General features: G+C 44.8%; 22 protein-coding genes and 2 tRNA genes. 8 read left to right on the plus strand and 16 right to left on the minus strand.

From position 1 onward, the window contains the following. Nucleotides 1–150: 150 nt before the first annotated feature. From LBL30_04160 to LBL30_04185, 6 genes are all read right to left on the minus strand, one after another. Nucleotides 151–226 (minus strand) — tRNA-Thr (locus LBL30_04160). A 43-nt stretch (nucleotides 227–269) separates the two neighbouring features. Continuing rightward, complete coding sequence (locus tag LBL30_04165) at nucleotides 270–1,277, minus strand: bifunctional UDP-4-keto-pentose/UDP-xylose synthase (protein ID MDR1032283.1); 1,008 nt, start codon at nucleotides 1,275–1,277, stop codon at nucleotides 270–272. Between the two features lie 10 nt (nucleotides 1,278–1,287). Further along, nucleotides 1,288–2,226: a glycosyltransferase gene (locus LBL30_04170; GenBank protein ID MDR1032284.1), complete on the minus strand. Its 939-nt coding sequence runs from the start codon at nucleotides 2,224–2,226 to the stop codon at nucleotides 1,288–1,290. Further along, a complete protein-coding gene (locus LBL30_04175) occupies nucleotides 2,226–3,386 on the minus strand; it encodes a DegT/DnrJ/EryC1/StrS aminotransferase family protein (protein ID MDR1032285.1) in 1,161 nt (386 codons plus the stop codon). The genes LBL30_04170 and LBL30_04175 overlap by 1 nt, the downstream gene beginning before the upstream one ends. A gap of 10 nt (nucleotides 3,387–3,396) precedes the next feature. Continuing rightward, nucleotides 3,397–3,768 (minus strand): EamA family transporter, encoded by a 372-nt coding sequence (locus LBL30_04180; GenBank protein ID MDR1032286.1) that lies wholly within the window; start codon nucleotides 3,766–3,768, stop codon nucleotides 3,397–3,399. A 2-nt stretch (nucleotides 3,769–3,770) separates the two neighbouring features. Further along, complete coding sequence (locus tag LBL30_04185; protein ID MDR1032287.1) at nucleotides 3,771–5,435, minus strand: glycosyltransferase family 39 protein; 1,665 nt, start codon at nucleotides 5,433–5,435, stop codon at nucleotides 3,771–3,773. A gap of 45 nt (nucleotides 5,436–5,480) precedes the next feature. Between LBL30_04185 and LBL30_04190 the strand changes: the two genes are divergently transcribed. Further along, nucleotides 5,481–5,654 carry a hypothetical protein gene (locus tag LBL30_04190; protein ID MDR1032288.1) on the plus strand — a complete coding sequence of 58 codons (174 nt, stop codon included), beginning with the start codon at nucleotides 5,481–5,483 and terminating at the stop codon, nucleotides 5,652–5,654. Nucleotides 5,655–5,687: 33 nt separating this feature from the next. On the opposite strand, the gene LBL30_04195 is transcribed toward LBL30_04190, so the two are convergent. The 8 genes from LBL30_04195 to LBL30_04230 all read right to left on the minus strand — a co-directional run bounded on the left by LBL30_04195 (nucleotide 5,688) and on the right by LBL30_04230 (nucleotide 14,913). Beyond that, nucleotides 5,688–7,328: a DNA repair protein RecN gene (locus LBL30_04195; protein ID MDR1032289.1), complete on the minus strand. Its 1,641-nt coding sequence runs from the start codon at nucleotides 7,326–7,328 to the stop codon at nucleotides 5,688–5,690. Nucleotides 7,329–7,331: 3 nt separating this feature from the next. Further along, nucleotides 7,332–8,081 carry an outer membrane protein assembly factor BamD gene (bamD, locus tag LBL30_04200; GenBank protein MDR1032290.1) on the minus strand — a complete coding sequence of 250 codons (750 nt, stop codon included), beginning with the start codon at nucleotides 8,079–8,081 and terminating at the stop codon, nucleotides 7,332–7,334. 88 nt (nucleotides 8,082–8,169) lie between these two features. Beyond that, nucleotides 8,170–9,732, minus strand: coding sequence for a Flp pilus assembly complex ATPase component TadA (gene tadA / locus LBL30_04205; protein ID MDR1032291.1), 1,563 nt, complete (start codon nucleotides 9,730–9,732; stop codon nucleotides 8,170–8,172). After that, complete coding sequence (locus LBL30_04210) at nucleotides 9,729–10,880, minus strand: prepilin peptidase (protein MDR1032292.1); 1,152 nt, start codon at nucleotides 10,878–10,880, stop codon at nucleotides 9,729–9,731. Before LBL30_04210 ends, tadA begins: the two co-directional genes overlap by 4 nt. A 20-nt stretch (nucleotides 10,881–10,900) precedes the next feature. Further along, a tRNA-Pro gene (locus LBL30_04215) sits at nucleotides 10,901–10,977 on the minus strand. Between the two features lie 468 nt (nucleotides 10,978–11,445). Beyond that, nucleotides 11,446–13,398 carry a mechanosensitive ion channel family protein gene (locus LBL30_04220; protein ID MDR1032293.1) on the minus strand — a complete coding sequence of 651 codons (1,953 nt, stop codon included), beginning with the start codon at nucleotides 13,396–13,398 and terminating at the stop codon, nucleotides 11,446–11,448. 96 nt (nucleotides 13,399–13,494) lie between these two features. Next, entirely contained in the window at nucleotides 13,495–14,319 is an 825-nt protein-coding gene (locus tag LBL30_04225; GenBank protein ID MDR1032294.1) for a TIGR00282 family metallophosphoesterase, read from the minus strand. A gap of 6 nt (nucleotides 14,320–14,325) precedes the next feature. Further along, nucleotides 14,326–14,913, minus strand: a complete 588-nt coding sequence (locus LBL30_04230; protein ID MDR1032295.1) for a thymidine kinase — start codon at nucleotides 14,911–14,913, stop codon at nucleotides 14,326–14,328. Nucleotides 14,914–14,995: 82 nt separating this feature from the next. Here LBL30_04230 and mutS point away from each other — a divergent pair, with 82 nt between their 5' ends. Genes mutS through trpS form a run of 3 tightly spaced genes read left to right on the plus strand, consistent with a single transcriptional unit; the run spans nucleotide 14,996 to nucleotide 20,287 of the window. After that, on the plus strand, nucleotides 14,996–17,665 hold the full coding sequence (mutS, locus tag LBL30_04235) for a DNA mismatch repair protein MutS (GenBank protein MDR1032296.1): 2,670 nt from the start codon (nucleotides 14,996–14,998) through the stop codon (nucleotides 17,663–17,665). Between the two features lie 29 nt (nucleotides 17,666–17,694). Then, on the plus strand, nucleotides 17,695–19,278 hold the full coding sequence (gene murJ / locus LBL30_04240; protein ID MDR1032297.1) for a murein biosynthesis integral membrane protein MurJ: 1,584 nt from the start codon (nucleotides 17,695–17,697) through the stop codon (nucleotides 19,276–19,278). A 7-nt stretch (nucleotides 19,279–19,285) separates the two neighbouring features. Next, nucleotides 19,286–20,287, plus strand: coding sequence for a tryptophan--tRNA ligase (gene trpS / locus LBL30_04245; protein ID MDR1032298.1), 1,002 nt, complete (start codon nucleotides 19,286–19,288; stop codon nucleotides 20,285–20,287). A gap of 9 nt (nucleotides 20,288–20,296) precedes the next feature. Here the strand turns inward: trpS and LBL30_04250 are convergent, their stop codons facing one another. Both LBL30_04250 and LBL30_04255 read right to left on the minus strand, forming a co-directional pair. Continuing rightward, nucleotides 20,297–20,779 (minus strand): DNA-deoxyinosine glycosylase, encoded by a 483-nt coding sequence (locus tag LBL30_04250; protein ID MDR1032299.1) that lies wholly within the window; start codon nucleotides 20,777–20,779, stop codon nucleotides 20,297–20,299. 15 nt (nucleotides 20,780–20,794) lie between these two features. Further along, nucleotides 20,795–21,283 (minus strand): isoprenylcysteine carboxylmethyltransferase family protein, encoded by a 489-nt coding sequence (locus tag LBL30_04255; protein MDR1032300.1) that lies wholly within the window; start codon nucleotides 21,281–21,283, stop codon nucleotides 20,795–20,797. A gap of 194 nt (nucleotides 21,284–21,477) precedes the next feature. Here LBL30_04255 and atpH point away from each other — a divergent pair, with 194 nt between their 5' ends. From atpH to atpD, 4 genes are read left to right on the plus strand one after another with little or no spacing between them, the layout of a single operon-like run. After that, the gene (gene atpH / locus LBL30_04260) at nucleotides 21,478–22,041 is read left to right on the plus strand and encodes an ATP synthase F1 subunit delta (protein MDR1032301.1); all 564 of its coding nucleotides are present in this window, start codon (nucleotides 21,478–21,480) and stop codon (nucleotides 22,039–22,041) included. Next, the gene (atpA, locus tag LBL30_04265; protein MDR1032302.1) at nucleotides 22,034–23,587 is read left to right on the plus strand and encodes a F0F1 ATP synthase subunit alpha; all 1,554 of its coding nucleotides are present in this window, start codon (nucleotides 22,034–22,036) and stop codon (nucleotides 23,585–23,587) included. The genes atpH and atpA overlap by 8 nt, the downstream gene beginning before the upstream one ends. Before the next feature lies 1 nt (nucleotide 23,588). Further along, nucleotides 23,589–24,473 (plus strand): ATP synthase F1 subunit gamma, encoded by an 885-nt coding sequence (gene atpG / locus LBL30_04270; GenBank protein ID MDR1032303.1) that lies wholly within the window; start codon nucleotides 23,589–23,591, stop codon nucleotides 24,471–24,473. 10 nt (nucleotides 24,474–24,483) lie between these two features. Then, nucleotides 24,484–25,905 (plus strand): F0F1 ATP synthase subunit beta, encoded by a 1,422-nt coding sequence (gene atpD / locus LBL30_04275; protein MDR1032304.1) that lies wholly within the window; start codon nucleotides 24,484–24,486, stop codon nucleotides 25,903–25,905. Nucleotides 25,906–25,911: the final 6 nt, after the last annotated feature.

The raw sequence follows: 25,911 nt of genomic DNA on the forward strand, positions 1-25,911 counted from the left end.
ACGGCAATCTACAGAATAAATCTCCTCAAGGCAAACTCAATTCAACAACTACATCCCTCACTCATAAAACGTGGGACCTCAGTGGGATAAATCTTCAATATCCCTACAATTATAAAAAAACAAAACCTTCAGCAAACTAAGTAATTTCAATGGTGCCGGGCGTCGGAATTGAACCAACGACCTACTGATTACAAATCAGCCGCTCTACCAACTGAGCTAGCCCGGCATTCGACCAGCAAAATCTACTGTGCCAGGGGATTTGTTGCAATCTAAAAATAGAACTCTAAGGTACGTTTTATGGCCTCAGTAAGCCCGGTCACAGGCTGCCAGTTAAGATACTTTTTGGCGTTTTCGATCGACGGTACCCGGTGATTGGTGTCCTGATAAGACCCTCCGTAATAATCATTGCCTGGCACAGAGATAATCTTTGTTCGCGACGCCTTATCCTTCAATTGCGGAACGGTAACGGCAACCTCTAACAGCTTCTCAGCCAGCTCGGCAATTGAGTATCTTTCATGCGGGTTGCCTATATTGAATATCCTGCCTTTGGCGCAGTCGTCTTTGTTTTCTATAATTTTCATCAAGGCAGACACGCCGTCATCAATGTAAGTGAAGCAGCGCTGCTGTTTTCCTCCATCGACCAGCTTAATTTCACCGTCATAAAGGATGTTGCTTATAAACTGACTAAGCGCGCGCGATCCGCCTTCTTTTTGCTTACCAATAGAATCAAGCCTGGGGCCGATCCAGTTGAATGGACGAAATAAAGTATAACTAAGTCCATCCCTGATTCCATAAGCATATATCACGCGGTCAAGTAGCTGCTTGCAGCAGGAGTATATCCACCGCTGTTTGTTGATAGGACCTACGATAAGGTTGGACTCTTCTTCCTTGAACTCTGAGTCCTGGCACATGCCGTAAACCTCGGAAGTAGACGGGAAAATGATGCGCTTTTTATATTTGGCTGCCAGTTTGATTACTTCAAGATTGGCGGCAAAATCCAAATCAAATACGCGTAAGGGGTCGCTGACATAGGTCGCTGGAGTAGCGATGGCCACCAAAGGCAAGACAACGTCGCATTTTTTAATATGATACTCAATCCATTCTTTGTGTATGGTTATGTCGCCCTCCTGAAAGGTAAGGCGTGGATGGGAAAGGTAATCTTTAAGCCAATTGCACCTTAGGTCCATGCCATAAAGCTGCCAGTCGGTGTCCTTAAGGGCCTTTTCTGTCAGCGTGCTGCCGATAAAGCCGTTAATACCAAGTATCAAAACCTTCATGTGCTAATCCTTATTTCTCAATTATTTTTTTTATTACGTATCGCGGATGGTTACACAGCGAAAGATAAGCCCTTCCCACGTATTCCCCTATAAGACCTATGCCGGTTATCAGAACGCTCATCATAAAAAACAAAAGGGCAAATAAGGTAAAAACTCCTTCGACCTCAGGGCCGATGAAAATACGCCTAATCACCAGGTAGACAACTAATGTCCCGCTAAGTAGGGATGTAAGTACCCCGACCAAGGTGAACACTTGCAAGGGAATCAATGAAAACCCAGTCAACAAATCAAATCCAATTCTGATTAATTTGTATGGGTTATATTTCGATATTCCACGCTTACGCTCACTGTGGCGGACGGGAATATCGATTGGGTTTTTGGAAAATTTTTGTGCCATAGCCGTTATAAACGTAAAGGCTTCACGGGTTTTTATTACCTGGTCGACGATATCACGGCTGTAGGCGCGAAGCATACAGCCATGATCACGCATATGAAGGCCAGTCAGCTTATCTCGCATTCCGTTTACAAACTTGGACACATAGGTCCTGTATAAGCTGTCCTGACGATGTTCTCGATACCCGCCCACAAGGTCGTAACCTTCGTCAATTTTTTTAAGTAATTTTGATATATCCTCAGGTGGATTTTGAAGATCGGCGTCCAAGCTGATTATGACCTGACCACGGACATGCTCAAACCCAGCAAAAATGGCGATATACTGGCCATAGTTATTGTTAAACTCTATTACCCGTACGACATCTTTGTGTTTTTGAAAGATGTCTGCAAGTATCTGTGCAGAGCGGTCTTTACTGCCGTCGTTTACGAAGATTATCTCATAACTCTTGCCCGTAGAGTTCAAAGTTCCGAACAAGCGGTCAAACAACTCACTTATGCTTTCTTCCTCGTTATATATGGGTATTACTACAGAGATATAAGGCGTTTTCCTAAGCATCATTCTTCCAGGATCTTTTTAAATGTGTCGATGACAAGATCCTGCTGATCTTCTGTCATATCAGGGTAGACTGGCAAGCAAATTACCCTACAACCAGCGTCCTCAGCCTCAGGAAAATCATTTAGTTTATAACCGAATTTCTCTCTGTAGTAAGTGAACAGATGTACTGGATAGTAGTAGGCTATGCTGCCGATATTGTGTTTTTTCAGGCGAGCTATGACCTCATCCCGACTGAGGCTGATTTTTTTAAGATCCAACAGTACCGGAAACAAGTGACCTGAACGCGTAAAATCGTACAGAGCTTTATCTGGCACAAAGACTTTATCCCAGCCCTCGAAGGCAGAAGAATACTTAGCGGAGATTTCACGGCGGCGGTCGTTCATTTCATCAACTCGCTTGAGCTGATACAGCCCAATAACAGATTGTATGTCAGACATGTTCAATTTATAGCCTGGACACACAACGTCATAATCCAGCCTTCCACTTTGCTTTTTGAATCTGTCCCAGATAGAGCGATTGATGCCATGAAACCGTATCTGGGCAAACAGGTCGGCCTCTTGCTCGTTGCGGAAAACTACGCACCCTCCCTCGCCAGTGGTTATGTTTTTAATTGGATGAAAGCTGAATACCTGAATATCGCCAAAGCTGCCAATCTTTTTGCCTTTATAGCTTGTGCCAAAGGCGTGGGCGCTGTCCTCGATAACCCTAAGGTTATGTGATGCGGCGATTTTATAAACAGCGTCCATATCTACTGGAACGCCAGCATAATGAACAGGTATGATTGCTTTGGTCTTGCTGGTAATTTTATCCTCAATGGCTTTGGGAGAGATATTCAAAGTATTAAGGTCGATATCAGCAAACACCGGCACACAACCTGCATGGACAATCGCATTAGCGGTTGCGACAAAAGTAAATGGTGTTGTGATGATTTCACTGCCTGGCTCTATACCGGCCGCCATAATCGCCAGATGAATCCCAGCCGTCCCAGAAGTTACCGTCATAGCAAGAGGTGCCCCCATATAGTCAGCCAAAGCACGCTCAAAACGCTCATTAATCGACCCGGTCGTTAACCAACCAGATCGCAAGACTTTGGCGACTTCCTCTATGGTTTCCTCATCTATTGACGGGATTGCAAGAGGAATAAAGTCTTCGTTATGCATATTTTGTCTTTTAGCTTTTTGCAACTAAACACACCCCAATAACTATTACTAATATGCCGGCAATTCTTACGGGCGAAAGATCTTCTTTAAGTAAATAGTATCCCGCCACAGCCGCAATAACATAAGATATGCTTCCCATCGGGTAAAGGTAGCTGACTTCTAGCTTGGAAAGTAAATAAAGCCAAATACCAAAGCTTAAGCCGTAGCAAAGCACGCCAATCACAACATACCAATTAGTGATGGTTTCAAACAAAATCTGAGCTAAACTGCGCTTAGTAAGATCGAATGACAGCGAATTAACCCCGCTCTTCAGAATAATCTGTGTTCCCGCATTCAGCGTTATCTGAAACATAAGCAAACAGATAAGAAACAATTTCTCCATTGTCAGCGATTAGTTAAGACTATGTTTCTTTTATCACAAGCTAGTACGTGATGTCTTCGGTTTTTCCAGAACATCTCGTAATTTCGCATTTTCATAATCACGAAAATCCTTTTTTCCCCATCCCAAAGGTCCCAAAACTGTTGAAAAGTTAAGAACCTGTCGAATACTTTTTCTGAACAAGCCCCGAATTCAAGCTCGTCCCAGCTTTCAACAAGGCCGACAAATTCTTTCATGTAAAGCGGAAGCTCCTGGTAATAGCCATAAAAACAAAATACTAAATCGCCGTTTGCTTTGTTTGCTTGTATGGTCCTTATCAGAGGTATGATGTTCGGCTTATTATTTTCCTGAACAGAAGGAATCGCGTAATTTAGGAAAGCGTACGCACAGCATACAAAAATCAGTCTGCACGTTACGAAAGATCTGGACTTTTTGGTGAAATACGGAACAGCGGCGGTCAGTAAAACGCTTCCGCCAAAAACCAACATATATATAAGCTCTGGCGGCTTATAGTCCTGAAATCCCTCGCGTGCCAGAAAAAATAAGGCCCCGCACCCCAGCGTCACATCAATCAGTACGCACCACCAGGGAATGTTCAGGATCTGGCGTTCAATTAACCTGTCCAGCCTTATAGCGATAATGATACTTGCAGCAGGAATTGCCGGTAGTATGTAAGGGATTAGCTTGGATCCAGAGAACGAAAAGAAAACAACCGGTGCCATAAACCATATCAGCAGGAACAACATGTTTTTATCGACAGTCTTTATCTTTGTTACGGCGCCTGAGCACTCCGCCAGTAAGATCCCTGTCCATGGCAAAATCCCTATCGCGGTTATCGGCAGGAAAAACCACCATGCCTGAAAACGGTTGTGGATCGTGGTTGTATAGCGAATAAAGTGCTCATAAATAAAATACTGATAATTAAAGTCTGGATTCCTCATCGCTACAGCTACATGCCAAGGTAGGGCTATCGCCAAAAACAGCAGTACGCCGGGATGCTTGATAAGCTTAAGGTATTTCCATTGACGAGTAACGCATATAAAAGCGCCCAGAATAATGCCAGGAAGCACAACTGCAATCAGCCCTTTGGTTAGGAAAGCAAGCCCCATGCAACCAAAGCCGCCATATACCAGTGTGTTAAATAGACGTCTATCCTCGCTGGCTTTATTAAAGGCCGACATAAAACAAAGCAGCGAAATGGTGAAGAAAACCGAAAATATCATATCCAGGCAAACGAATTTCGCCAGCGCATAGTAGATAATACAGCTGGCCAAAGTCGCAGCCGAAAGCATGCCTGCGCGCCATGAAAGCAAAAATTTGCCGGCCAAAAACACCGCAAAACAGCCTAAAACACCAATGACCGCATGCCATAACCTGGTTGACCAATTGTTTATGCCGAACAATTTTATCGCACCGGCCTGCATCCAGTAGAAAAGCGGAGGTTTTTCGAAATACTTAACTCCATTAAGTCGCGGCGTTATAAAATCACCAGAAACCAACATTTCACGTGGGATTTCCGTGTAACGCGCCTCATCAGGCGAGTTTAGTGGTCGCAACGCATTGCCCATCAAAAACATAGCCGCAATAGCCAAAAACATCAGCAAAGTTTGTATGCCGCGCTGTGTACAAAGCTTGGGCGCGTTAAGACTTTTATTATCTTTGCTGCTCATAATGGCCTTGTTAACACGGGTTAAATGTAGTTCGCACTTTATACAATGCTCTCGGTAATTAGTATACTTGCCACTACGGCTCTTTTGTCGTACCTGGTTTATCGGGGAAACACAATACTGCTGTTCTCTGCTTTCTGCACGCTTCTGTTGGTCATACTGAGCGGAAGAAAAATCACCGGCGAAGTTAAGTATATTCAAGTGTTGCTGTTTGCTCAGTAATGTAAAATCCGTATACCAATTTATTGACCAGCTTTAAGCTTTACGTGCAAAAAACAGTGTGTTTGCCGCAGAGCAGGCTTCGTTCGTAACTTTATCATCCATGGTCAGCATTTTCGCAACAGCCTCCAGCCTGTCTTGCCCATCGACGTAACCTATGGTGGTTATGTTTTGATGATCAGACATAGACTTCTTGACCAGCAAATGTCTTTCAGCATGTACAGCGACTTGTGGCGAGTGCGTTATCGCAAACACTTGCTTGTACTTGGACATAGAATTCAACATAGAACCAATAGCAGAAGAAGCAACCCCACTGGTACCGGAATCGATTTCATCGAAAACGAAGGTTGGGATATCCATGGTTTTGGCTAAAGCTACTTTGATCGCCAGCATAATGCGCGCAGCTTCCCCGCCTGAGGCAATTTTGTCGAGCTTGGTCATTGGCAGCCCAGGATTGGTACTCGTCAAAAAGGTAATTGTATCCTTGCCCGTTGCCGTCGCTTTTTGTGTATCTTCCACCAAAACCTGAAACCGACATTGGGCAAGCCTTAATGCTGATAACTTAGCGTTAACAAGGCTGGATAACGTCAATGCCGCCTCTTGCCTTTTTGCTGTAATCTTGTCCGCCAGCTCGTTGTATTGGCTGATTATATCGCTCAGCGTAACTTTTATCCGATCGCGTTTTTTTGTAAGGGCCGTAATCTCAAAAGCTTTTGCCTTCATGTCTTTAAGAGCTTGGGACAGCGAGCTTATGTTGCAATTATGCTTACGGGCAAGATCTCTTAAAAGCATCAAACGCTCTTCGATATCATCCGCGGATTTATCTTGCGAATCAACCTCGCGGCGTATTGCCTCAAGCCCTACCAGCACCGCATCAACCGAAGCAACGGCTGCTTCAATTGCTTCAAACGTATTTTTTAGGCCTGGATGAAGCTCAATACTCCTGGCGACAAGTTTTTGCGCCTCTATAAAGTTGTTGATACCGCAAAGGTTTTCGGTCGCCAAAACAAGTTCTTGAAGTTTTGCAGAATTTTTTATTGCTAAGCGTTTTTGAAGTAGTTCCGCCTCTTCATTTTCGCTCAGATTTGCGCTTTCTAGTTCTTCTATGCAGGACGCTATATAGTCTTGCTCTTTAGCAATCTGCTCAAGCTCGTCATTAACAGAATCGAGCTCGTTTTGCGTTTGGCTTTTTTTGGTATAGATATTAGTCAGATTTTTTCGCTCACAGCTGACGCCAGCAAACTGATCCAGTACCATAAGCTGCGTATCGGCGGACAGTATACTGTCGCGCTGTCCATGAACTTCCAAAAGATCGGCAAATATGCTTTGGGCAAATTTGGCACTTATAACCTGATCGTTTATAAATACTCTGCTTTTGCCGTCTGAAGACAGCGTTCTTCTTATGATCAGATTGCCTTCCACGTCAATATCGACGCTACTTAGTAAATCCGCAGCGGAGCGTGGTAAATCATCAAACTCAACCGTGACCGATGTATTATCACACCCTTGGCGGATTAGCTTGGTTTCAATCCTCGCGCCCAGGGCAAACTCAATCGCGCTAAGCAACATAGATTTCCCAGCGCCAGTCTCGCCGGTTATAACGGTCATACCATAATGAAAATCTAACAAAACCTCATCTATTAAGATGAAGTCTCGTACAGCTATGCTTCTGAGCATGACCTACTTACGAAGAAGTTTTTTGGCTTTAGCGGTCCAAATTGACTCTTTTGTGTTTCTGATCATCTCTTCATAGTAACGATGAGCCTCTTCGATTATCCCGAGGCAAAGATAGCACTCCATCACACGAAAATAGGCCTCGCTGGCTTGATCAGTATGCGAAAACGAATTTATAGTCACCTTAAAGCGCTCTAACGCCGCCATAGCGTTACTTCGACCTTGATAATACCTGCCGACATGCATCTCGTGTGCAGCCAGGATATTGTCCAACAGCTCAACGTTCCTAATTGCCTGTTGAGCATATGTGCTGTTTGGGTAACGCTTAGAAAGCTCGATAAAACTGTCACGCGCCCTTATTGCATCTGCAACATCTCGGTCTGCGGTTGGAACCTGCTGAAGATAATTCGTTGCCAGCAGATACTGCGCATAGTCTATATACCTGTAGTTTGGGTAATAGCTGATCAGCGCGTTTAAAATACGGATCGAGTCATCATATTTCCGGTCCATATAGTAGCAAAAAGCCGACATCAGCTGAGCCTTTGGCGCCCAGTCAGAGTACGGATGCTGACGCTCAATTTCTTGAAATGCTTTGGCTGCGTCGTAGAAGTCTTTCTTTTTATAGGCTTCTAAGCCTTCTCTGTAGATGGCATAGACTGATTTTTCTTCATAAGGCTTTTCTTTGCTGCAAGCGCTTAAGAATACAAGCGCAAACATAAGATAAAACAGGAAATTCTTCGCTTTCATTACTGGCATTTAAATAAAACCGCTTAATGATACACAATTGTGCGCTTTAAGCCCAGAGGTAAATTTAAACCTTTTTGACCTGCAGTATGAAATGGTTTTAGGCGCCAAACACACGGTCTATTTCGCTTTGATCTGTAACGCCTTTGTCCTTAAGACTTAGGGCGAAGCTCATCATGCTGTCAAAGTATGTGCATATTACGCCGGCAAATGCTTTCATTTCAAAATTTGGCTGAACCATAATTCTTCTTACATCATCGTTTATAATAAGTAGTTCTGGTATAGCTGCACGTCCTGAATACCCAGATCCATGGCAAGCGGCGCAATCTTGGCCGCCCTTTTGACAATTTTGGCACAGCTTTCGCAAAAGGCGTTGAGACATCACGCCTACTAAGCAACACGACAAATCGTGCAGGGTTACCCCTAAATCCATCAGCCTAGGGAAAACGCCTAGTATATCGACAGAGTGAATAGTCGCCATAACTAACCTTCCGGTTAAGGCTGCCCTCACCGCCATCGCGGCAGTGTTTTCATCCCTGATTTCCCCTATTAATATAACGTCAGGGTCTTGTCGTAGAATCGATCTTATACCTTCCGCAAACGTCAATATTCCTTCCTCGCGTAGGTCTAATTGACGCAGTCCTGGCATTTGGTATTCCACCGGATCTTCAAGCGTCATGATGTTAAGCTTCTTGCCCTTCAGTTCATGTATCAAAGCATAAAGTGTTGTCGTCTTACCGGCCCCAGTTGGCCCAGCGATGATAAACAGCCCAGAAGGCTTGAAAATGATACGCTTTAAAGCCGCGGTTATATCATCCGGAAAGCCTAGCTTTGATAAAGACAGCAAGTCGTTATTAAGATCCAACAACCTTACCACAACCGCCTCGCCAAACACGCTGGGGTGTGTGGCTATGCGTAAGTTGACGCTGCGGTTACTTAAGATAACGTTAGCGTGACCACTTTGGGGCATGCGGCATTCAGTAATATTAAGGTTGCCCAAAACCTTGATCCTTCCTTTGATTTGCGGCCAGGATTCTATGTGTATCTCTTTGTATAGAGCAAGAATGCCGTCTATTCGTACTCGTATGCGAACTACATCTTGCAATGGCTCAAAGTGAATGTCGCTGGCATTATTCTTCGATGCATATACCAAGATTTCATCCACAGTTTTTGATGCATTTTTATGACTAAGCTTTAAGTACCTGGCACGCTGACCATCAAGCGCGTGTTTTATTTGCGCCGTTGATGCGCAAAAGAACTTAACAGATCTGTCGGGCAAAAGCTGTTCGATTTCATTTTTGGCAACTACATTTCCAGGATCGGACAGCGCTATGCACACAGCGTCGTATTCAAAAGCAAAAGCAACCGCCTGATGCCTACGCGCAAGCGGCTCTGTCAATATGCATGACGATTCATCATCTATAGGTTGCTTATCCAGGTCAACAAACGGCAACCCAAAATACCGAGCAGTTGCTTTGGTCAGCCGAGGCTCATCAATGAAGCCAAGCTTAACCGCCAAATCCCCGAACAACTGGCCTTCTTTCTTCTGTTCAAGCAAGATGGCGTCAACCTGATCCTGCCTTATAAGGTCCCACTCAACCAAACACTGCCCAAATCTGTCCCAAGTTATGTAAGGTGTGTGGGCGGCCTTTTCAGCGCTCATAATCGATGGCTGTTTTTAAGAAAATCACAAGCTGTTCTTAAAGCGGTCTGAGTAATAGAATGCCCGAAGCCTTGCGAAATAATCGCCTTTACCGAAATATTGGCCCTTTTAAGGCAGTTTTCTGCTTTGGTGCAGAATGAAACTGGCACGACCATATCTTGACTGTCGTGCAAAAGCAAAACCGAGGTTCCTGCGGTATTTTCGCCACCGACTACGCTTTCGTCTAATAATATTCCTGAAAAGCCGATAATGCCGGCTACTTTGCGCTGTAATCCTATATGCAAAGCCATCATAGCTCCTTGCGAGAAACCGACGAGGTAAAGGTTAGAGTCATCAAGCTTATATTCCTTAAGCAGAGCGTCTATTTTGGCATTCATTTTTTTGGCCGCTTCATTTATGCCGATTTTCAATTCCTCTAAATCGCCCCAGTCTTTTGACCTGAACCATTGATAGCCTGTCGGATTTTCTTCACAGGGATCAAAGCCGTCCGGCACAAATACGTCTGCGTCGTCTATCGCATCGGCCATTGCTTGGGCGACCGGCGCAATATTATCCGCATCTGCCCCATACCCATGCATAACAATAATGATTTTTTTAGGCGGTTGGCTTTTTGCTTTTATGTATAAGCAATTAAATTTGTCTTCTTTTTTCATATCGCCTCTTTTACTAACAAAGTTTATGTCGGTACGATCAGCACTTTTCGCGCAAGCCAGCGAAGGGGTGTAATCCAAGACGCTAAAATTAGCGATAGTTAAGGTCAAAATCAACCCTCCGCCTATTGCCGGGGCAAAAGGGAAGACTTTTGATCTGTAGATAAGCGCAAGCAGAACGCCAAAAGCGCCAGTTATAACTAAGAACAAAGGAATATTGCCAGGATCCAACCAAACAGAACTTGCAATAAGCATTTTTATATCGCCTCCTCCCAACAGCCAATTTTTGCCAAGATACCTGAACAGCAGAAAGATGACAGCTAATGCGGCGGTTACTAATAAGGGTGAAATCAAACCTGCCCAATTGCTTTGTAAATATCTGTAAGTAAGGGCAAGGCCAGCCAACATTAATGTTAATATATTCGGAATTCTGCGTGTTGTTAAATCACAAACCGCCGCACAAACCCAAATAACAGTCAGTAAAATAAAACCCAACACGTAATATTACCGCTCCAAAATGGTCGGAGCGGCGGGATTTGAACCCGCGACCACCGCACCCCCAGCGCGATGCGCTACCAGACTGCGCTACACTCCGCTTAAAACAAAAACAAGAGAGTCGCCGGATTTAGGTAGCCGCCACCCCCTGTATACAGCTTATATTATGGCCTCTGCGCGTTATAAAGTAAATGTTATAATTACGAAAGCTTAGTTACTACAGATTATAAAAATCGCCTGGATTCAGGCGTATTATGACTTGTTAAGGTTAGGTATTTTGAAAAGCCCGTGCCTGGTTTTAAAATACCCGCCCTAACCTAATTATGTCAGTTTTTGCTCTGCAAGACATTTAGTTGCCTAAGCCCCAAAAAGGACGGCTCTTCAGTCTACTATTGGCGCTACCCCTTTCTTCCTAGGGTAAGAATCTTTACTCAGCATTCTGTATATCTGCTTATACTAGTTCTAGATCATTTCCTCAAGGGAGGTTCCTAGCACTTTAAAGCCTTCCATCAACCTTATTTGTATTGACGATATAACAGCGTGATTTATATTTAACGGGTTTTGTCTGCTACTTCTTCTTACTTCCGCTGCCTGTATCTTTATCCACCATATGCAGGCAAAGTGGATTGTTTTTATCAAAGTATAAGAAGTGGCCATCTGCTGGCAAACTTATGCCCTCCTCAATCAATTTTGCCCTAAGCATTTTATTCATGCTCAGGCCAATATATCCAAATGGGTCTGGAGAGGTCTTTATGGCCCACTGAAGGATAATATCTCTGCCTTCTATTGACTTTACGCCCAAGATGCGGGCTGGCTCTATGATTTTTAAATTGTGCCCAGGGTCTTTTGATATGCATTTGCTGCATTCATCCAAAATCGAAGCAACTTTGTCAATGTTTGCGTCCATGCTCAACTGCAAATTAAATATATTAAATTTAAAGTCCCGTGACAGATTACAGTAAGTAACAATGGTGTTATATGGAATGATATTGAGTTTACCAGTTCTCTCTCTCAAATGAACGGTTCTAATTGTCAAATTTTCTACAAAACCTTCAAAATCATTAATTCTGATAAGATCGCCCACAAGAAAATTATCTTCAGCTAAGATAACAAGCCCTTGAATAAACGACTTTATTATATCCTGAGTGGCAAAGCTGGCTGCCAATCCAAATACACCAAATCCAGCGATAAGCGGTGCGATATTTACCCCAAAGTTCGACAGTATAACAAGCGCACCGAGGACAAATACGACTATACGCATCGTGTTTTTAAACAAAGGCATAATGGTTTTGCTGTGCAAATCCGATTTACGGCCGCGTTTTATATGAACTTTGTAATCCAAAATCAACTCAAGCCCCATGTACACTAGATAAATGGCAACGGCCACAATGACGTTTGCTATGATTAGGCTAACAGTTTTACAAGTGTGATAATTTACAGCCAACGAAATCAAGTCTATTCCAAACAATTTTGAGGCAAGCAGTACTGCTGCAGACCAAAACAACGCCATAAAAGCAAATTCTAGTTGTTTAGAATATGAGGAAAACTTAGTGCCCAAAATTCCACGGGCAGATTTCCTAATTATTTCATCCTTTTTTAAAATTAGCGAAGTCAGCAAATATTGTAAGTAGAACAGCAAAAAAAGCGTCAATGAGAGATTAATAACAAAGTATATTGCCGAAACACTTCTGTTAAAGCACCAAGATGCTCCGCCAATCAATGTCACCAACGCCAGCATGTGTCCCCAATATTTGTTCACATAGTACAGGGTGCTGAGCAGAGTTTTTTGTTTGCTTAACTTATCTATGCTTATTTTGCGATTAAGCCAATCGCCTATGCTTCGTTGGCTACAGCTGTAGGCAACTAATATGATATATACGCACACCGATACAGCATATATGATGCTGAAAGTTTCTAAAAACCATGAGCAAGTTCGGCTAATCACGTCGTGAGACAGATGACCTGTGGCGACGATAGCTAAAAAGACATTTATGGTTGTGCTTGTTATTTTGGCTATTTTATCATCAAGTCTAATAAGGCGCTCGCTAGCATGATTTGGCGCAAAAATCCTGTGAACCAACAGACAACTGAAAAGCAGTACAGCGCACGTGCGGACTGCGGACATGATAATTAAACTGGCTGTATATGTGCAAAACACATGTGCGATCAGGAAAACCGTCACCACCAGCGTCAACGCTGGCAAGAAAGCGATCGCCGCATCCTTACAAGCGATAAAAAACTCTTCGACTATATGCGTTCGACGAGCATTCGTTTTGACTCGCGCATCAAGACGTTTTTTTATAATAAGCTTTGAGATAAGCCAGAAAAAAACAGTTCCACACAGCGCCACAACGATAAAAAAGACAGTCATCAAGTGGCTGTAGACAAAACCGGAAAAGCCAATCAATTCGTTTTCCACTATCGCTTCAATTGGCTGATTTGCCGATGCAAAATGAGGGAGAGTTAACAACACTAAGAAACTGACAAAAAACTTAAACACAACAACCACTCTTACTGCCATATTTCCTAAAAACTTATACAACATTTATTTACTTAATGTTAATGCGACGTTGATGCTTAAATCTGTACTTTTGCCGAGCGGTAGCAAATTTTTCAATCAAACTTCGCCGCAAGAAGCCAATATCCCGCCAGAGCGGATTGGGGTGATAGAGGTCGCCAGCCCAGATTTATCGTCTATCTCGACCATTACGCAGCATACAGTCGCTTCGCCATCTGCAATGGTCAGGCGGTTATAAGGAAGGCTGAACTGCTTTGCCATACGGTTAATTGAGATCTGTTTTTCCATACCAAGGATTGAATCATAATTTCCGCACATACCTACGTCGGTCATGTATGCAGTTCCGTTGGGTAAGATTCTGTGATCAGCGGAGGGAACATGAGTGTGAGTACCTATAACAGCTGAGACTTTACCGTCCAAAAAATTCCCTAAACACAATTTTTCGGACGTCATCTCTGCATGAAAATCCACAAAAATCGCATCGACTTTTCCTTTTAAAGCGTATTTTTCCAGAATTTGTTCGGCGCAACTGAACGAACTGTCCAACTTTTGAGGCATCTCATACTGCCCTTGAAGATGCAGAACCAAAACCTGGCCAGTACTGTTGTGTGTTTGCGCAAAGGCATATCCTGCCCCTGGAGTACCGTTTGGGTAGTTAAGAGGGCGAAGCACCCTTTGAGTTTGAGCAATATAGCCGATCGAATCTTTTTGATCCCAAATGTGATTGCCGCCCGTTAAAACATCTATACCTAAAGCAAACAGCTCTTCAGCAACGCTTTTGCTGATACCAAATCCATGGGCTGCATTGTCTGCATTGGCGATTATCAGGTCGGGTGAGAATTTACTCTGCAGCTTAGGCAGAATCCGCTTCACCCCATCGCGTCCGCCACGCCCAACTATGTCGCCGAAAAACAGTATCCGCATTCAGGTTCAGATTTCGCTGATTACTTTTTCTTTAAAGTGCCTGCGACACAGGCTTATATACTTGTCTTCTGCGCCTATGTCGATTTGCTTACCTTCTATAACCGCTTTGCCGTTTTTGTCCTGACGCATATTCATGCTCGCTTTCTTGCCACAGAAGCATATGGCCTTAAGCTCACGCAATTCATCCGCCCAGGCCAGCAGCCACTTACTTCCTTCAAATAATTGCCCCAGAAAGTCCGTCCTAAGGCCATAGGCCAGAACCGGAATATTCAATATATCAGAAATATCAGTCAATTGGCGCACTTGCTCACGCGTAAGGAACTGGGCCTCGTCAACCAACACGCAAGCCAAATTCTGCGAAGAAGCTTGCTGATCTTGAGTGTAGGTAAATAAGTCGAAACTTTTGTTTACAGGTATAGCTGGGGATGAGAGGCCGATTCTGGATGCAATTACTCCTTTACCGAACCGGTCATCAAGCTCGGGAGTGAAAAGTATGCACTCCATCCCGCGCTCGTTATAGTTATATGCAGACTGCAAAAGATTGGTCGATTTACCTGCGTTCATCGATGAGTAGTAGAAATATACCTTAGACATTTGCCGCGCCTTGGAAATTATACTAGAATGGTTATCAGCATACCGCTAGCATCAGCGGTTATCAATTCGTAATTTTTGTGAAATGAGCAACGATTTACTACTGTTTCAAGATTCATCAACCGATACGCCGATGATGCAGCAGTATTTTGAGGTTAAGTCGCAATACTCTGACTGCTTGCTTTTATTTCGCATGGGCGAATTTTTTGAGCTGTTTTTTGAAGATGCCAAAGTCGCGTCAGCCGCCCTTGATATAGTTTTGACCCATCGCGGTAAACACCGAGGGCAAGATATTCCGATGTGCGGTATTCCGGCTATACATTTGGATACTTATATGCAGCGCCTTATAAAGATGGGGTTCCGCCTGGCCATTTGCGACCAGCTAGAGACCCCGCAGGAGGCAAAAAAACGCGGATCAAAAGCGGTGGTGAACCGCGGAGTTGTAAGAATTGCGACCTCTGGCACAATCACCGAAGATGGGCTGCTGCAGGCTAAGGTCAATAACTTTTTGATCTCGATTATGCCATGCAGCTCTGACGCAAAGGTTATAAACATTGCAGAATCCTTTGGCTTGGGGGTTATCGATATTTCTACGGGAACGTTTCTGGTTGAGACGGTAAAAAAAGATGACCTGCTAAGTGAACTTACAAGGTATATCCCCAGCGAAGTCATCTGCCCTCAAAGCATATCCGATAACCCGTGGCTAAGCGAAGTTATGGCGACGATTAGGGTACGCATCACCCCTATACCAGACACGAAGTTTGCACCGATTACAGAGCGGTCTAGGCTAGAGAAAGTGTTTGGCGTCAAAACACTCGACAGCTTTGGCCAGTTTAGTGAGGCGGAAATCTCTGCAAGTGGAGCGTTGATTGAGTATCTCACTATTACCCAGCGCTCACAATTTCCGCGGCTTAGCCCGCCGCTTAAAGCTCATCTTGACCGTATGGTACAGATTGACGCAGCTACGCGTAAAAATCTTGAGATTTTGGCCCCCAACCAGCCTGGGTCAGCCAGTCTTGTAGATTGCATTGACGAAACCGCTTATGCAGGAGGTGGAAGGCTTTTAAGATCTAGGCTTTCAAGCCCCATCTTCGATGTGCAAGAGCTGAATCGTCGTCTGGATGGAGTTGAGTTTTTTGTAAGCAGCCCAGACCTTGCCGGCAGTATACGAGAATCCCTTAAAGTATGCCCTGATGTAGAACGTGCCTTGTCCAGAGTTCTGTTCATGCGCGCCTCGCCAAAAGATCTTTGTAGCATCAAGGGGGCCTTAGAAATCTTTAATGGATTTCATAAAAAGCTGACAGAAGCTGTTGATGTTTATGAGAAAGACGCCGGAGAGGTTGGTGACTTTGTTAGGTCTGTCCCAGATATTTCCAATATTCAAGAGATGCTTCAGCAAGCTCTTGTCGATATACCGCCATACTTGACCAAAGATGGCGGGTTTATACGCCAGGGATACAACACTGAGCTTGATGAGCTTAGGTCCCTGAAGGACGAGTCGCATAAACATATAGAAAAGCTTAAGGAAAAATATGTACACATGACCGGAATCTCGTCGCTTAAGATCCGGCAAAATAATATCTGGGGCTGGTATGTGGAGGTCCCGTATACTCAAAAAGACTATATGCCTGAGGATGTATTTACTCACCGCCAGACGTTAGCTAATGCGGTTAGGTATGTAACCACTGAGTTGGCTGAGCTTCAGTTCAAAATAGAGCAATCGCATGAGGCTTCGATAATCTTAGAACTAAAAATATTTGACGATATAATCAGGATGATTGCCGAGCGCGCAGAAGACCTAAGGAAATTGGCCTATACGCTGGCTGTGTTGGATCTGTCGTCTATGACGGCTTTGGTTGGCAAGAAAAAAGACTACTGCCGGCCTGTATTAACCGATGATTTATCCCTATATATCAAGCAAGGCCGACATCCGGTTGTAGAAGCTGTCTGCCGAGACAACATATCCGGCAATTCGTTCGTGCCGAACGATTGCTATTTTGATGACAAAACGAGGGTCAGCCTGCTTACTGGTCCCAACATGTCCGGTAAAAGCACTTATCTCCGGCAAAATGCGCTTATAATAATTATGGCTCAGGCCGGCCTGTTCGTTCCAGCCAAACAAGCCCACATTGGCGTTGTTGATAAACTATTCAGCCGTATTGGCGCCAGCGACGAGCTAGCCCGCGGCCGATCCACCTTTATGGTAGAGATGATTGAGACGTCTGCCATTTTGCATCAAGCTGGACCGCGTTCGTTTGTGATTCTTGACGAGGTGGGGCGCGGCACGTCAACGTTTGACGGGCTGTCTTTAGCTTGGGCAATCCTTGAGCAAATACACAACAAAAACCGCTGCAGAGCTTTGTTTGCAACGCATTATCATGAGCTTGTCAATGCGGCGCAGCATCTAAGCGGAGTAAAATGTCAAACCCCTAAGATACAAGATTGGAACGGCAAGATTATCTTTCATCATGAGATTTTGGAAGGGGTCGCAAGCAAATCATACGGCCTTCATGTTGCGGAAATGGCCGGCATTCCGTCAGAGGTTATTAAGCGCGCAAGGGATATTCTGTCGCAGATAGAAAACGATAAATCAGTCTCAGTTTCAACCGAAGTATCTGAGCCGCAAGACAAAGACGATCAGTACAACAACTCTGAAATAATAGGAATGCTTGAAATGTATGATTTAAATAATTTATCCCCAAAGCAAGCGCTTGATGCTTTGTACGAAGTTAAAAATAAACTGGCGACAAAGTAGGCGGGTGTATCACATATGAGGCGGATTTAGTGGATGTAATCAAGTCGATATTTACCGTAGGCGGTTATACAACGCTCTACAGAATAACCAGCGTTATAAGGGACGCTCTGCAGACGGCTGTATTGGGGGCTGGGCCGATTACCGACGCATTTGCAGTTGCGTTCAAGCTTGCCAATCTGCTGAGGAAGTTATTCGCTGAGGGCGCATTTAACGCCGCTTTTCTGCCAAGGTTTACCAACGTCCTTAGCAAGGACGGTAAGATTGCCGCCTCTGTATTAGCTTCGCAAGTCCTGTCCCAATTGGCGCTGATATTAACAATCTTTGCTGTATTCTTCCTGTCTTGCTTTCCCAGCATTATAAAGGCGCTTGCGCCAGGATTTGCCGTTGGCAGTGTGCAGTACAGCTATGCGGTAGAGTTTGGGTATATATGTTTTCCTTTCGCCATTACATCGTTCATTGCGGCTTTGTTTGGCGGAATACTGAACGCATTCAATAAATTCGCTGTACCAGCCGCTGTTCAGATGACGCTGAACATATGCCTGATCATAGCGCTGCTTTTTGGCTATTTCGGATTACCAAGGGTTGGGCATATGATGGCTTGGGCGACAATGACGGCCGGTATTCTTCAGGTAATGATACTCTGGATCAATGTCAACATGTACGGAATCAATGTCAGAATAACGACCAGAAGGCCTTCGGCGGAAGCTTTCGCGATAATCAAGCGCATTATACCTGGCGCAGTGGGCGCTGGCGTTTGGCAGATCAACGTTTTTATCGGCTGTATCAGCTTGGCGTCGTTTTTGCCATCAGGATCTGTTTCATATGTGTACTATACCGATCATATTAATCAGATTCCCCTTGGGATTATGGGGGTATCTCTTGGTATTGTGCTGTTGCCGCCGCTGACAAAATTTTTGCAGAGCAAAGACCTAAAGAGAGGCAACGCTCAGTTCAATATGGGGATTATTTTTGGGCTGGCCCTGATTCTTCCGGCGACAGTTGTGCTGTCAGTTTTGGCCGAGCCAATTACCGCGGCTTTTTATGGACACGGCAAGTTTGGCTCAGCCGAGATACGAAACGCCGCGCCAGTTTTGACCGCCTTTGCCTTGGGATTGCCGTCTTATATACTGACCAAAATATTTTCCACTGCCTTTTTTGCTCAGAAAAATGTTCAAACCCCGGTTATAGCTGGCGGTATCGCTCTGGCGGCCAACCTTGTATCCGCCTTCTTTTTTATTCAGGCTTTTAACCAAATCAACCTTGGACACGTTGGTATTGCGGCTGCTATATCGGCTTCCTCCTGGATAAACGTAGCAGTTTTATATGCCGCAATGGTGCGCCGTAAACAGCTGCACATTCTTAGCAAAAGCTGGATCGTCTGCCTGAAGTTATTGCTTGTTTCGGGTGTTATGGCGGTAAGCGCATATATGATGGATTTATACACGAACAACGCTTATTCACATGGCAGCTTAGGGCAAACTGTGATAATAATTACAATTATAGTAATCAGCGGGCTGATTTTCTGGATACTAGGAAAATCGCTTGGCTGTTTTAAGGCGATTACAGAACTTCAGGCAGTCGCTAGCTATAGCTCAGTCAAAGAAGAAGAGTAGGCAGGGTATGGGCAAGATAATCCTAACTGGCGACAGGCCGTCTGGTCGTCTGCATCTTGGGCACTACATCGGGTCGCTGCTAAACCGGATAGATCTTCAAAATCAATATAAGCAGTACGTGATGATCGCTGATGTTCAGGCGCTAACTGATAACTTCGACAATCCCGATAAAATACGTAGCAGTATATATGAGCTTGCTTATGACTATCTGGCGGTTGGCCTTGATCCTAAAAAAACGACTATATTCATACAGTCCCAGATTCCTGAAATCGCTGAGCTAACGATATATTTCCTTAATTTGGTCAACCTTGGAAGACTTAAGCGCAATCCAACAGTTAAGGCGGAAATACAGCAGAAGGGTTTTGGCAACACCATCCCAGTTGGGTTTTTGTGTTATCCCATAAGCCAAGCGGCCGATATTGCAACATTCCAGGCAGAGCTGGTGCCCGCAGGTGAAGATCAAATCCCTATAATCGAGCAAGCCAACGAGATTGTTAGGCGGTTTAACAGCATTTATAATACCAATTGCCTAAAAGAATCTAAGCCGCTTTTAAGTAAGACCCCAAGGCTGGTTGGCACTGATGGACAAAACAAAGCCAGTAAGTCTTTGGGTAATGCTATTTTCCTTTCTGACGAGCCAGGCGTGATAAAAGAGAAAGTCTTTTCTATGTTCACCGACCCTGATCATATACGCGCCAGCGACCCAGGAAAGGTCGAAGGTAACGTCGTGTTTACTTACCTTGACGCCTTTCATCCGGACGAAAATGAGTTGGAGGACCTAAAAGTCAAATACAGGCGTGGCGGCCTTGGGGATACGGTCATAAAGGGCATTTTGAATGATGTTTTGCAGAATCTGCTAACCCCGATTCGCGGAAAGCGCCTAAGCCTGAAAAAAGAGTATATCCTTGACGTGCTTAGGACGGGAACCAACGAGGCTAAGCTTGCTGTAGCCGAAACCATGGCCCAGGTCCGCGCTGCAATAGGCGTTAATTATTTGGATAATAAATAACAACCGCTTTTAGTTGAGTATCTGACTCCACGCGGTAATTAACATTTCGATATTATACTTTGCGTTGGCAGTGCTTGTCGAAGGCAGTTTTATAATATTTTGTAAAGTTTTGCCGTAATACTTGAGAAGTAATCGATAGGCTTTATCTCCATTCGCGAAGATATTTTTAATGCTTGCGTTACTTAGTATCTTTGACAGGTCGGTTGGCGTTGGATTTTTTATACTGCCGTCGTCTGAGCCTTCAATATCACAGCTTTGTAATATATCCCCAAGAGCGATTTTATTCGCAAGAAGCATTTGTTTTTTATCGGCGATTGTTTCCGGAAAAGGATTGGTGTTTGTAACGCTTGCAATTATTTTCCAAAACCTATTCTGCGGATGCCCGTAATAGAAACCTTCTCCACGCGATTTTACCGACGGGAACGTTCCTAGTATCAAGATGGATGAGCTTTTATCAAAAACCGGATTGAAAGGATGATCTAAGCGCGCCAACTCACTGATTTTAAATTATTCGGGCTTCCAGGCTGTAAGCCTTGGGATCCAGCGAGGCACGTTGCATTGATAGTTTAGATAATCCACGCCAAAGCTTTTCTCTAATTTTTTCTCTTCAACCAAGGGGAAATAGACCAAATTTCCTGCTAAAAACACAACCGACCAAATGAAAATATGCCAGGAATTCAGCAGTAACGACTCGGCGGTTAGCATGATTATCACGCTTACTATCATTGGATTTCTGACATAACAATATGGGCCAGCAACGACTAATTTCTTAGGCGGATCCCATGGGGCGGCGGTTCCCTCCCCCTTCTGGGCGAAAAGCCGCATAGTCCATCCGGCTAAAAACAACCCGATCGTCAACAACGTTGCGCCAATAATCATTAAATACATCTCGTTAAGTTTCCAATGATAACCGGCAAAGAAAAGTATAATCGCGGGCGCTACTACCAAGACATTAAACGGCAACGCAATAACAGCCTTTATCCATCTCCAGAGCATATCTTTCCTCATGCACATTTCTTAATAGTAATATTCTTATAATTTTACTTCAACTCTTCGTTGCATTTTTATGGCTAAGCCACCTTAAGTCGTAGTTTTGGCCTTTTGATTGGTTATTTTTAGCATACTAAATTTGCAAAAGTCTGATTAAATATGCTAAAAAGACGCAAGCGTTTTTCGTATCATAAGCAGCAATGTCATTCGAAAAATCCGTTATCAGCAATTATGTAAGCGCGCTCAGTAAACTTCTTACGGAAGAGATGATCGCAAATCTAGACACTAACGTTGAGTATATGGCTGAGTTGCTTGATTTATTTAAGGCCGACGACGGCGCTTCCCCAAGCATGACTCAAATATTTCGCGCAGCAGACCTGTATGATGAGATGTTTGACGCAGTAAAAGGCGCGCTTAAAGACCTGCCAGAGGTTTTCCGCAATCTAATAGGTGTTATGCATGAAAACCAAAGGCTTGGATTTTTCCCGCAGGTAATCGAAAAGGCCTACGAGATATGTCTGGTTGCGCAAGAAGTCAGGCGTGTAGAAGTCATATCGGCTGAAGAAGTTAAAGGCAAAGAACTGGCTGATTTGAAGGTCAATCTTGAAAAACTGTTTGGCAGGAAATTGCTGATTGACTGGCGACGAGACAGCGAGTTGGTTGCCGGGTTCACTTTGAAGATCGGGTCATGCTTGATCGACGCCTCGCTTAAGAACAAATTACAGCGTGTTAAGAACGCAATAACAGGAGAAGCCTATGCTTAACACAGCAGAGATATCGTCCAAACTGAAGGAGCGTTTGGCCGACCTGAACAAGAAGTTCGATCTGTCTGAGATTGGCAAAGTCATATCCGTAGGCGATGGAGTTGTGCACGCAACTGGGCTTGATAACGTGCAGTACGGCGAGATGTTGCAATTTAATTCTGGCGTAAAAGGAATGGCCCTTAACCTGGACAGCGACTCTGTTGGAATCGTGCTGTTTGGCGAAGATAGTAAAGTAAAAGAAGGCGACGAGGTCAGTCGCACCGGCCAAATCGTCGAGGTTGGCGTGGGAAAGGCTCTTTTAGGGCGAATTGTTGACGGCCTTGGTAACCCAATCGATGGTAAGGGGCCGATTGAGACGTCAGAGCGCCGTCGCGTTGAAACAAACGCCCCGGGCATTATTGTAAGAAAGTCTGTTCATGAGCCTATGCAGACCGGAATAAAGGCCATTGACGCCCTGGTGCCCATAGGACGCGGGCAGAGAGAGCTTATCATAGGCGATCGCCAAACCGGTAAAACCGCAATAGCCATTGACGCGATTATAAATCAGCGTGAAGCGTTCAAGAACGGCGCAGAAAACGAGAAACTCTATTGCATTTATGTGGTAATAGGACAAAAGCGTTCATCAGTGGCTCGGGTCGTTAAGGTCCTTGAGGACACTGGGGCGATGGAGTATTCCGTCGTAGTAGCGGCTACGGCTTCGGATCCAGCGCTCATGCAGTTTATGGCCCCTTATACCGGATGCGCGATAGGCGAGTATTTCCGCGATAATGGTATGCATGCTTTGATTGTTTATGATGATTTGTCCAAGCATGCAGTTGCTTATCGTCAGATGTCGCTGCTTTTGCGTCGTCCGCCTGGAAGAGAGGCGTATCCAGGGGATGTGTTCTTCATTCACTCTAGGCTGTTAGAACGGGCGGCTAAGCTTGATGATAAGCATGGGGGCGGGTCACTCACGGCCCTGCCGATTATAGAAACCCAGGCCGGAGATGTATCCGCATATATTCCGACCAACGTTATATCAATCACTGATGGTCAGATTTTTCTGGAAACCGAGCTGTTTTTCAAAGGCATAAGACCGGCGGTAAATATCGGAATTTCCGTAAGTCGCGTGGGGTCTGCGGCTCAGCCTAAATCAATGAAAAGCGTAGCATCTGGTATCAAAATGGATTTGGCGCAGTACAGAGAGATGGCCGCTTTTTCCCAATTTAGCTCAGACCTTGACCAGTCCACCCGAAAGCTGCTGGAGCGTGGCGAACATCTGACTATGCTGCTTAAGCAGGATCAATACCATCCGCTTAGCATGGAAGACCAGGTGATCAGTATCTTCAGCGGCGTGCATGGATACCTGGACAACGTTCCAGTCAATCTTATCCAGGGCTTTGAGGAACAATTGCTGCAAAAAATCAGGACCGCCCATCCTGAAATTGTAGAATCAATCAAAAAAACCAAGACTTTAAGCAAAGAAACAGCCGAGGTATTGGATTCTTTCTTGAAGGATTTTACCGAAGATTACCTTAAGAAACTGAAAGCTGACGAGTCTTCCTGAGATGGCCAATCTAAAGCACCTTCGCACTAGAATCGGAAGCATCAAATCCACGCAGAAAATCACCGCTGCGATGAAATTGGTGGCTGGCGTGAAGTTTCGCAAGTCTGAAGAAGAGGCAAAGGGCGGCCGTTATTATGCAAATGCTGTACGAGCAGCCGTCAGATACTTGGGGACATGCCGTAACAGCCTGACGGCAGAGCATCCGCTACTGATCGGCCCGGTTAGAGAGATAAAAAGCGTTGCTGTTATAATTTACGCATCGGATAAAGGTTTGTGCGGCAGCTTTAATGAACATACCGCGAAAGAGTCAATAGCGCGTATCAAGGAGTTTTTAGGTCGTGGAGTAAGTGTAAGCGTCTTTTGCATAGGGACTAAGATTGTTAATAATCTGCGTAAAAACCTGCCGAATGCGCGGGTAGAGGGATATTCTTCAAATTTCTTTAGCAAGAGTGATAACCTCAAATCATTCACAAAACAGCTGTTGATGGCGTTCTATAAGAAAGAGCTGGACCAAGTTTTCTTGATATATAACCATTTTCTTACGGCGATAAATACCGAACTGCGTTTTGTGCAGATTGCGCCAGTTGTCGACTTTGCGCGGCCACAAGACGAAAACGATAAAATCAGCCGCCAAATTCCTTCCTTTGCTGTTCAGGAAGCTAAGCTTATGGCCGAATTGCTTGAACATAACCTTCTGATACAGTTAAAACAGGCAGGGAAAGAAAGCGGCGCTTGTGAAAACAGCATACGTATGACGGCGATGGATAATGCCACCAAAAGCGCACAAGAGATGGTCGAGAAGCTTGTGTTGACTTATAACAGAACGCGTCAGGCGGTTGTGACTGGCGAGTTAATAGAGATAATCTCTGGCGCAGAGGCGCTTTAGGAGCAATAGTATGTCGGAAAAATCTGAAGGCAAGGTTACCAGAGTCATCGGCGCAGTTGTGGATGTGTACTTTCCAGGCGAAGTACCACCAGTACTAACTGCGCTTGAGATGCAAAACGGTAAAGATAAGTTGATACTTGAGGTTGCCCAGCATATAGGCGACGGCCAGGTAAGAACGATCGCTATGGGCTCGACCGATGGTTTGGTCAGGAATCAGCCTGTTAAAAATCTGAATCATCAAATAGAGGTTCCAGTTGGGGAAGGTACGCTTGGGCGTATCATGAACGTACTGGGTGAGCCAATTGACGAGCTGGGGCCGATAGAACATAAGATGAAGCTGCCCATTCACAGATCTACCCCAAAGCTTACCGACCAGACGACAGAAGCGACGATTCTTGAAACAGGCATAAAGGTCATTGACCTCCTTTGCCCTTATGTACGGGGAGGGAAGGTTGGCCTGCTTGGCGGTGCCGGTGTTGGTAAGACGGTTCTTATTATGGAGCTGATTAACAATATCGCAAAGGCGCATGGTGGGTACTCAGTCTTTGCGGGCGTTGGTGAAAGAACGCGCGAAGGTAACGACCTTTATCATGAAATGATTGACTCTGGCGTTAATACAGCCGACGGCAAAGGATCAAAAGCATCGCTTGTCTATGGGCAGATGAATGAGCCGCCTGGGGCAAGAGCCAGAGTTGCTTTGGCCGGACTTACAGTAGCCGAATATTTTCGCGATTATGAGAATCAGGACGTTCTGCTGTTTATCGACAACATATTTCGGTTCACGCAAGCTGGGTCCGAGGTATCAGCGCTGCTTGGGCGCATTCCGTCGGCAGTTGGTTATCAACCTACGCTTGCTACCGAAATGGGTGAGCTGCAAGAGCGTATAACCAGTACGAATAAAGGATCTATTACCAGTGTGCAAGCCATTTATGTGCCGGCGGACGACTTGACGGATCCGGCGCCGGCTACTTCGTTCTCGCACTTGGACGCGACTACAGTTTTAAGTCGTAAGATATCTGAACTTGCGATATTTCCTGCGGTTGACCCGCTGGATTCTACTTCCAGAATCCTGGATCCTGGGGTACTTGGTAAAGATCATTATTATGTGGCTCGCGAAGTTCAAAGAATTCTGCAAACCTATAAATCTCTTCAGGATATTATTGCTATCTTAGGAATGGACGAGCTGTCCGAAGAAGATAAGCTGACGGTTGCACGCGCAAGAAAAATACAAAAATTCCTGTCTCAACCATTCTATGCCGCCGAGGCATTTACTGGCATGAAAGGCGTGTATGTAAGCCTGGATGACACCATCAGAAGCTTCAAAGCGGTAATAGAAGGTCAGTGCGACCATCTGCCAGAGATGGCTTTTTACATGGTCGGAACGCTGGAAGATGCTTACAAAAAGGCGGCTGATATAGCGGAAACAATTTAGGTTTTT

The sequence above is a fragment of the Holosporales bacterium genome, from assembly GCA_031263535.1.
In the GTDB taxonomy this organism is placed as follows: Bacteria; Pseudomonadota; Alphaproteobacteria; order UBA3830; family JAIRWN01; genus JAIRWN01.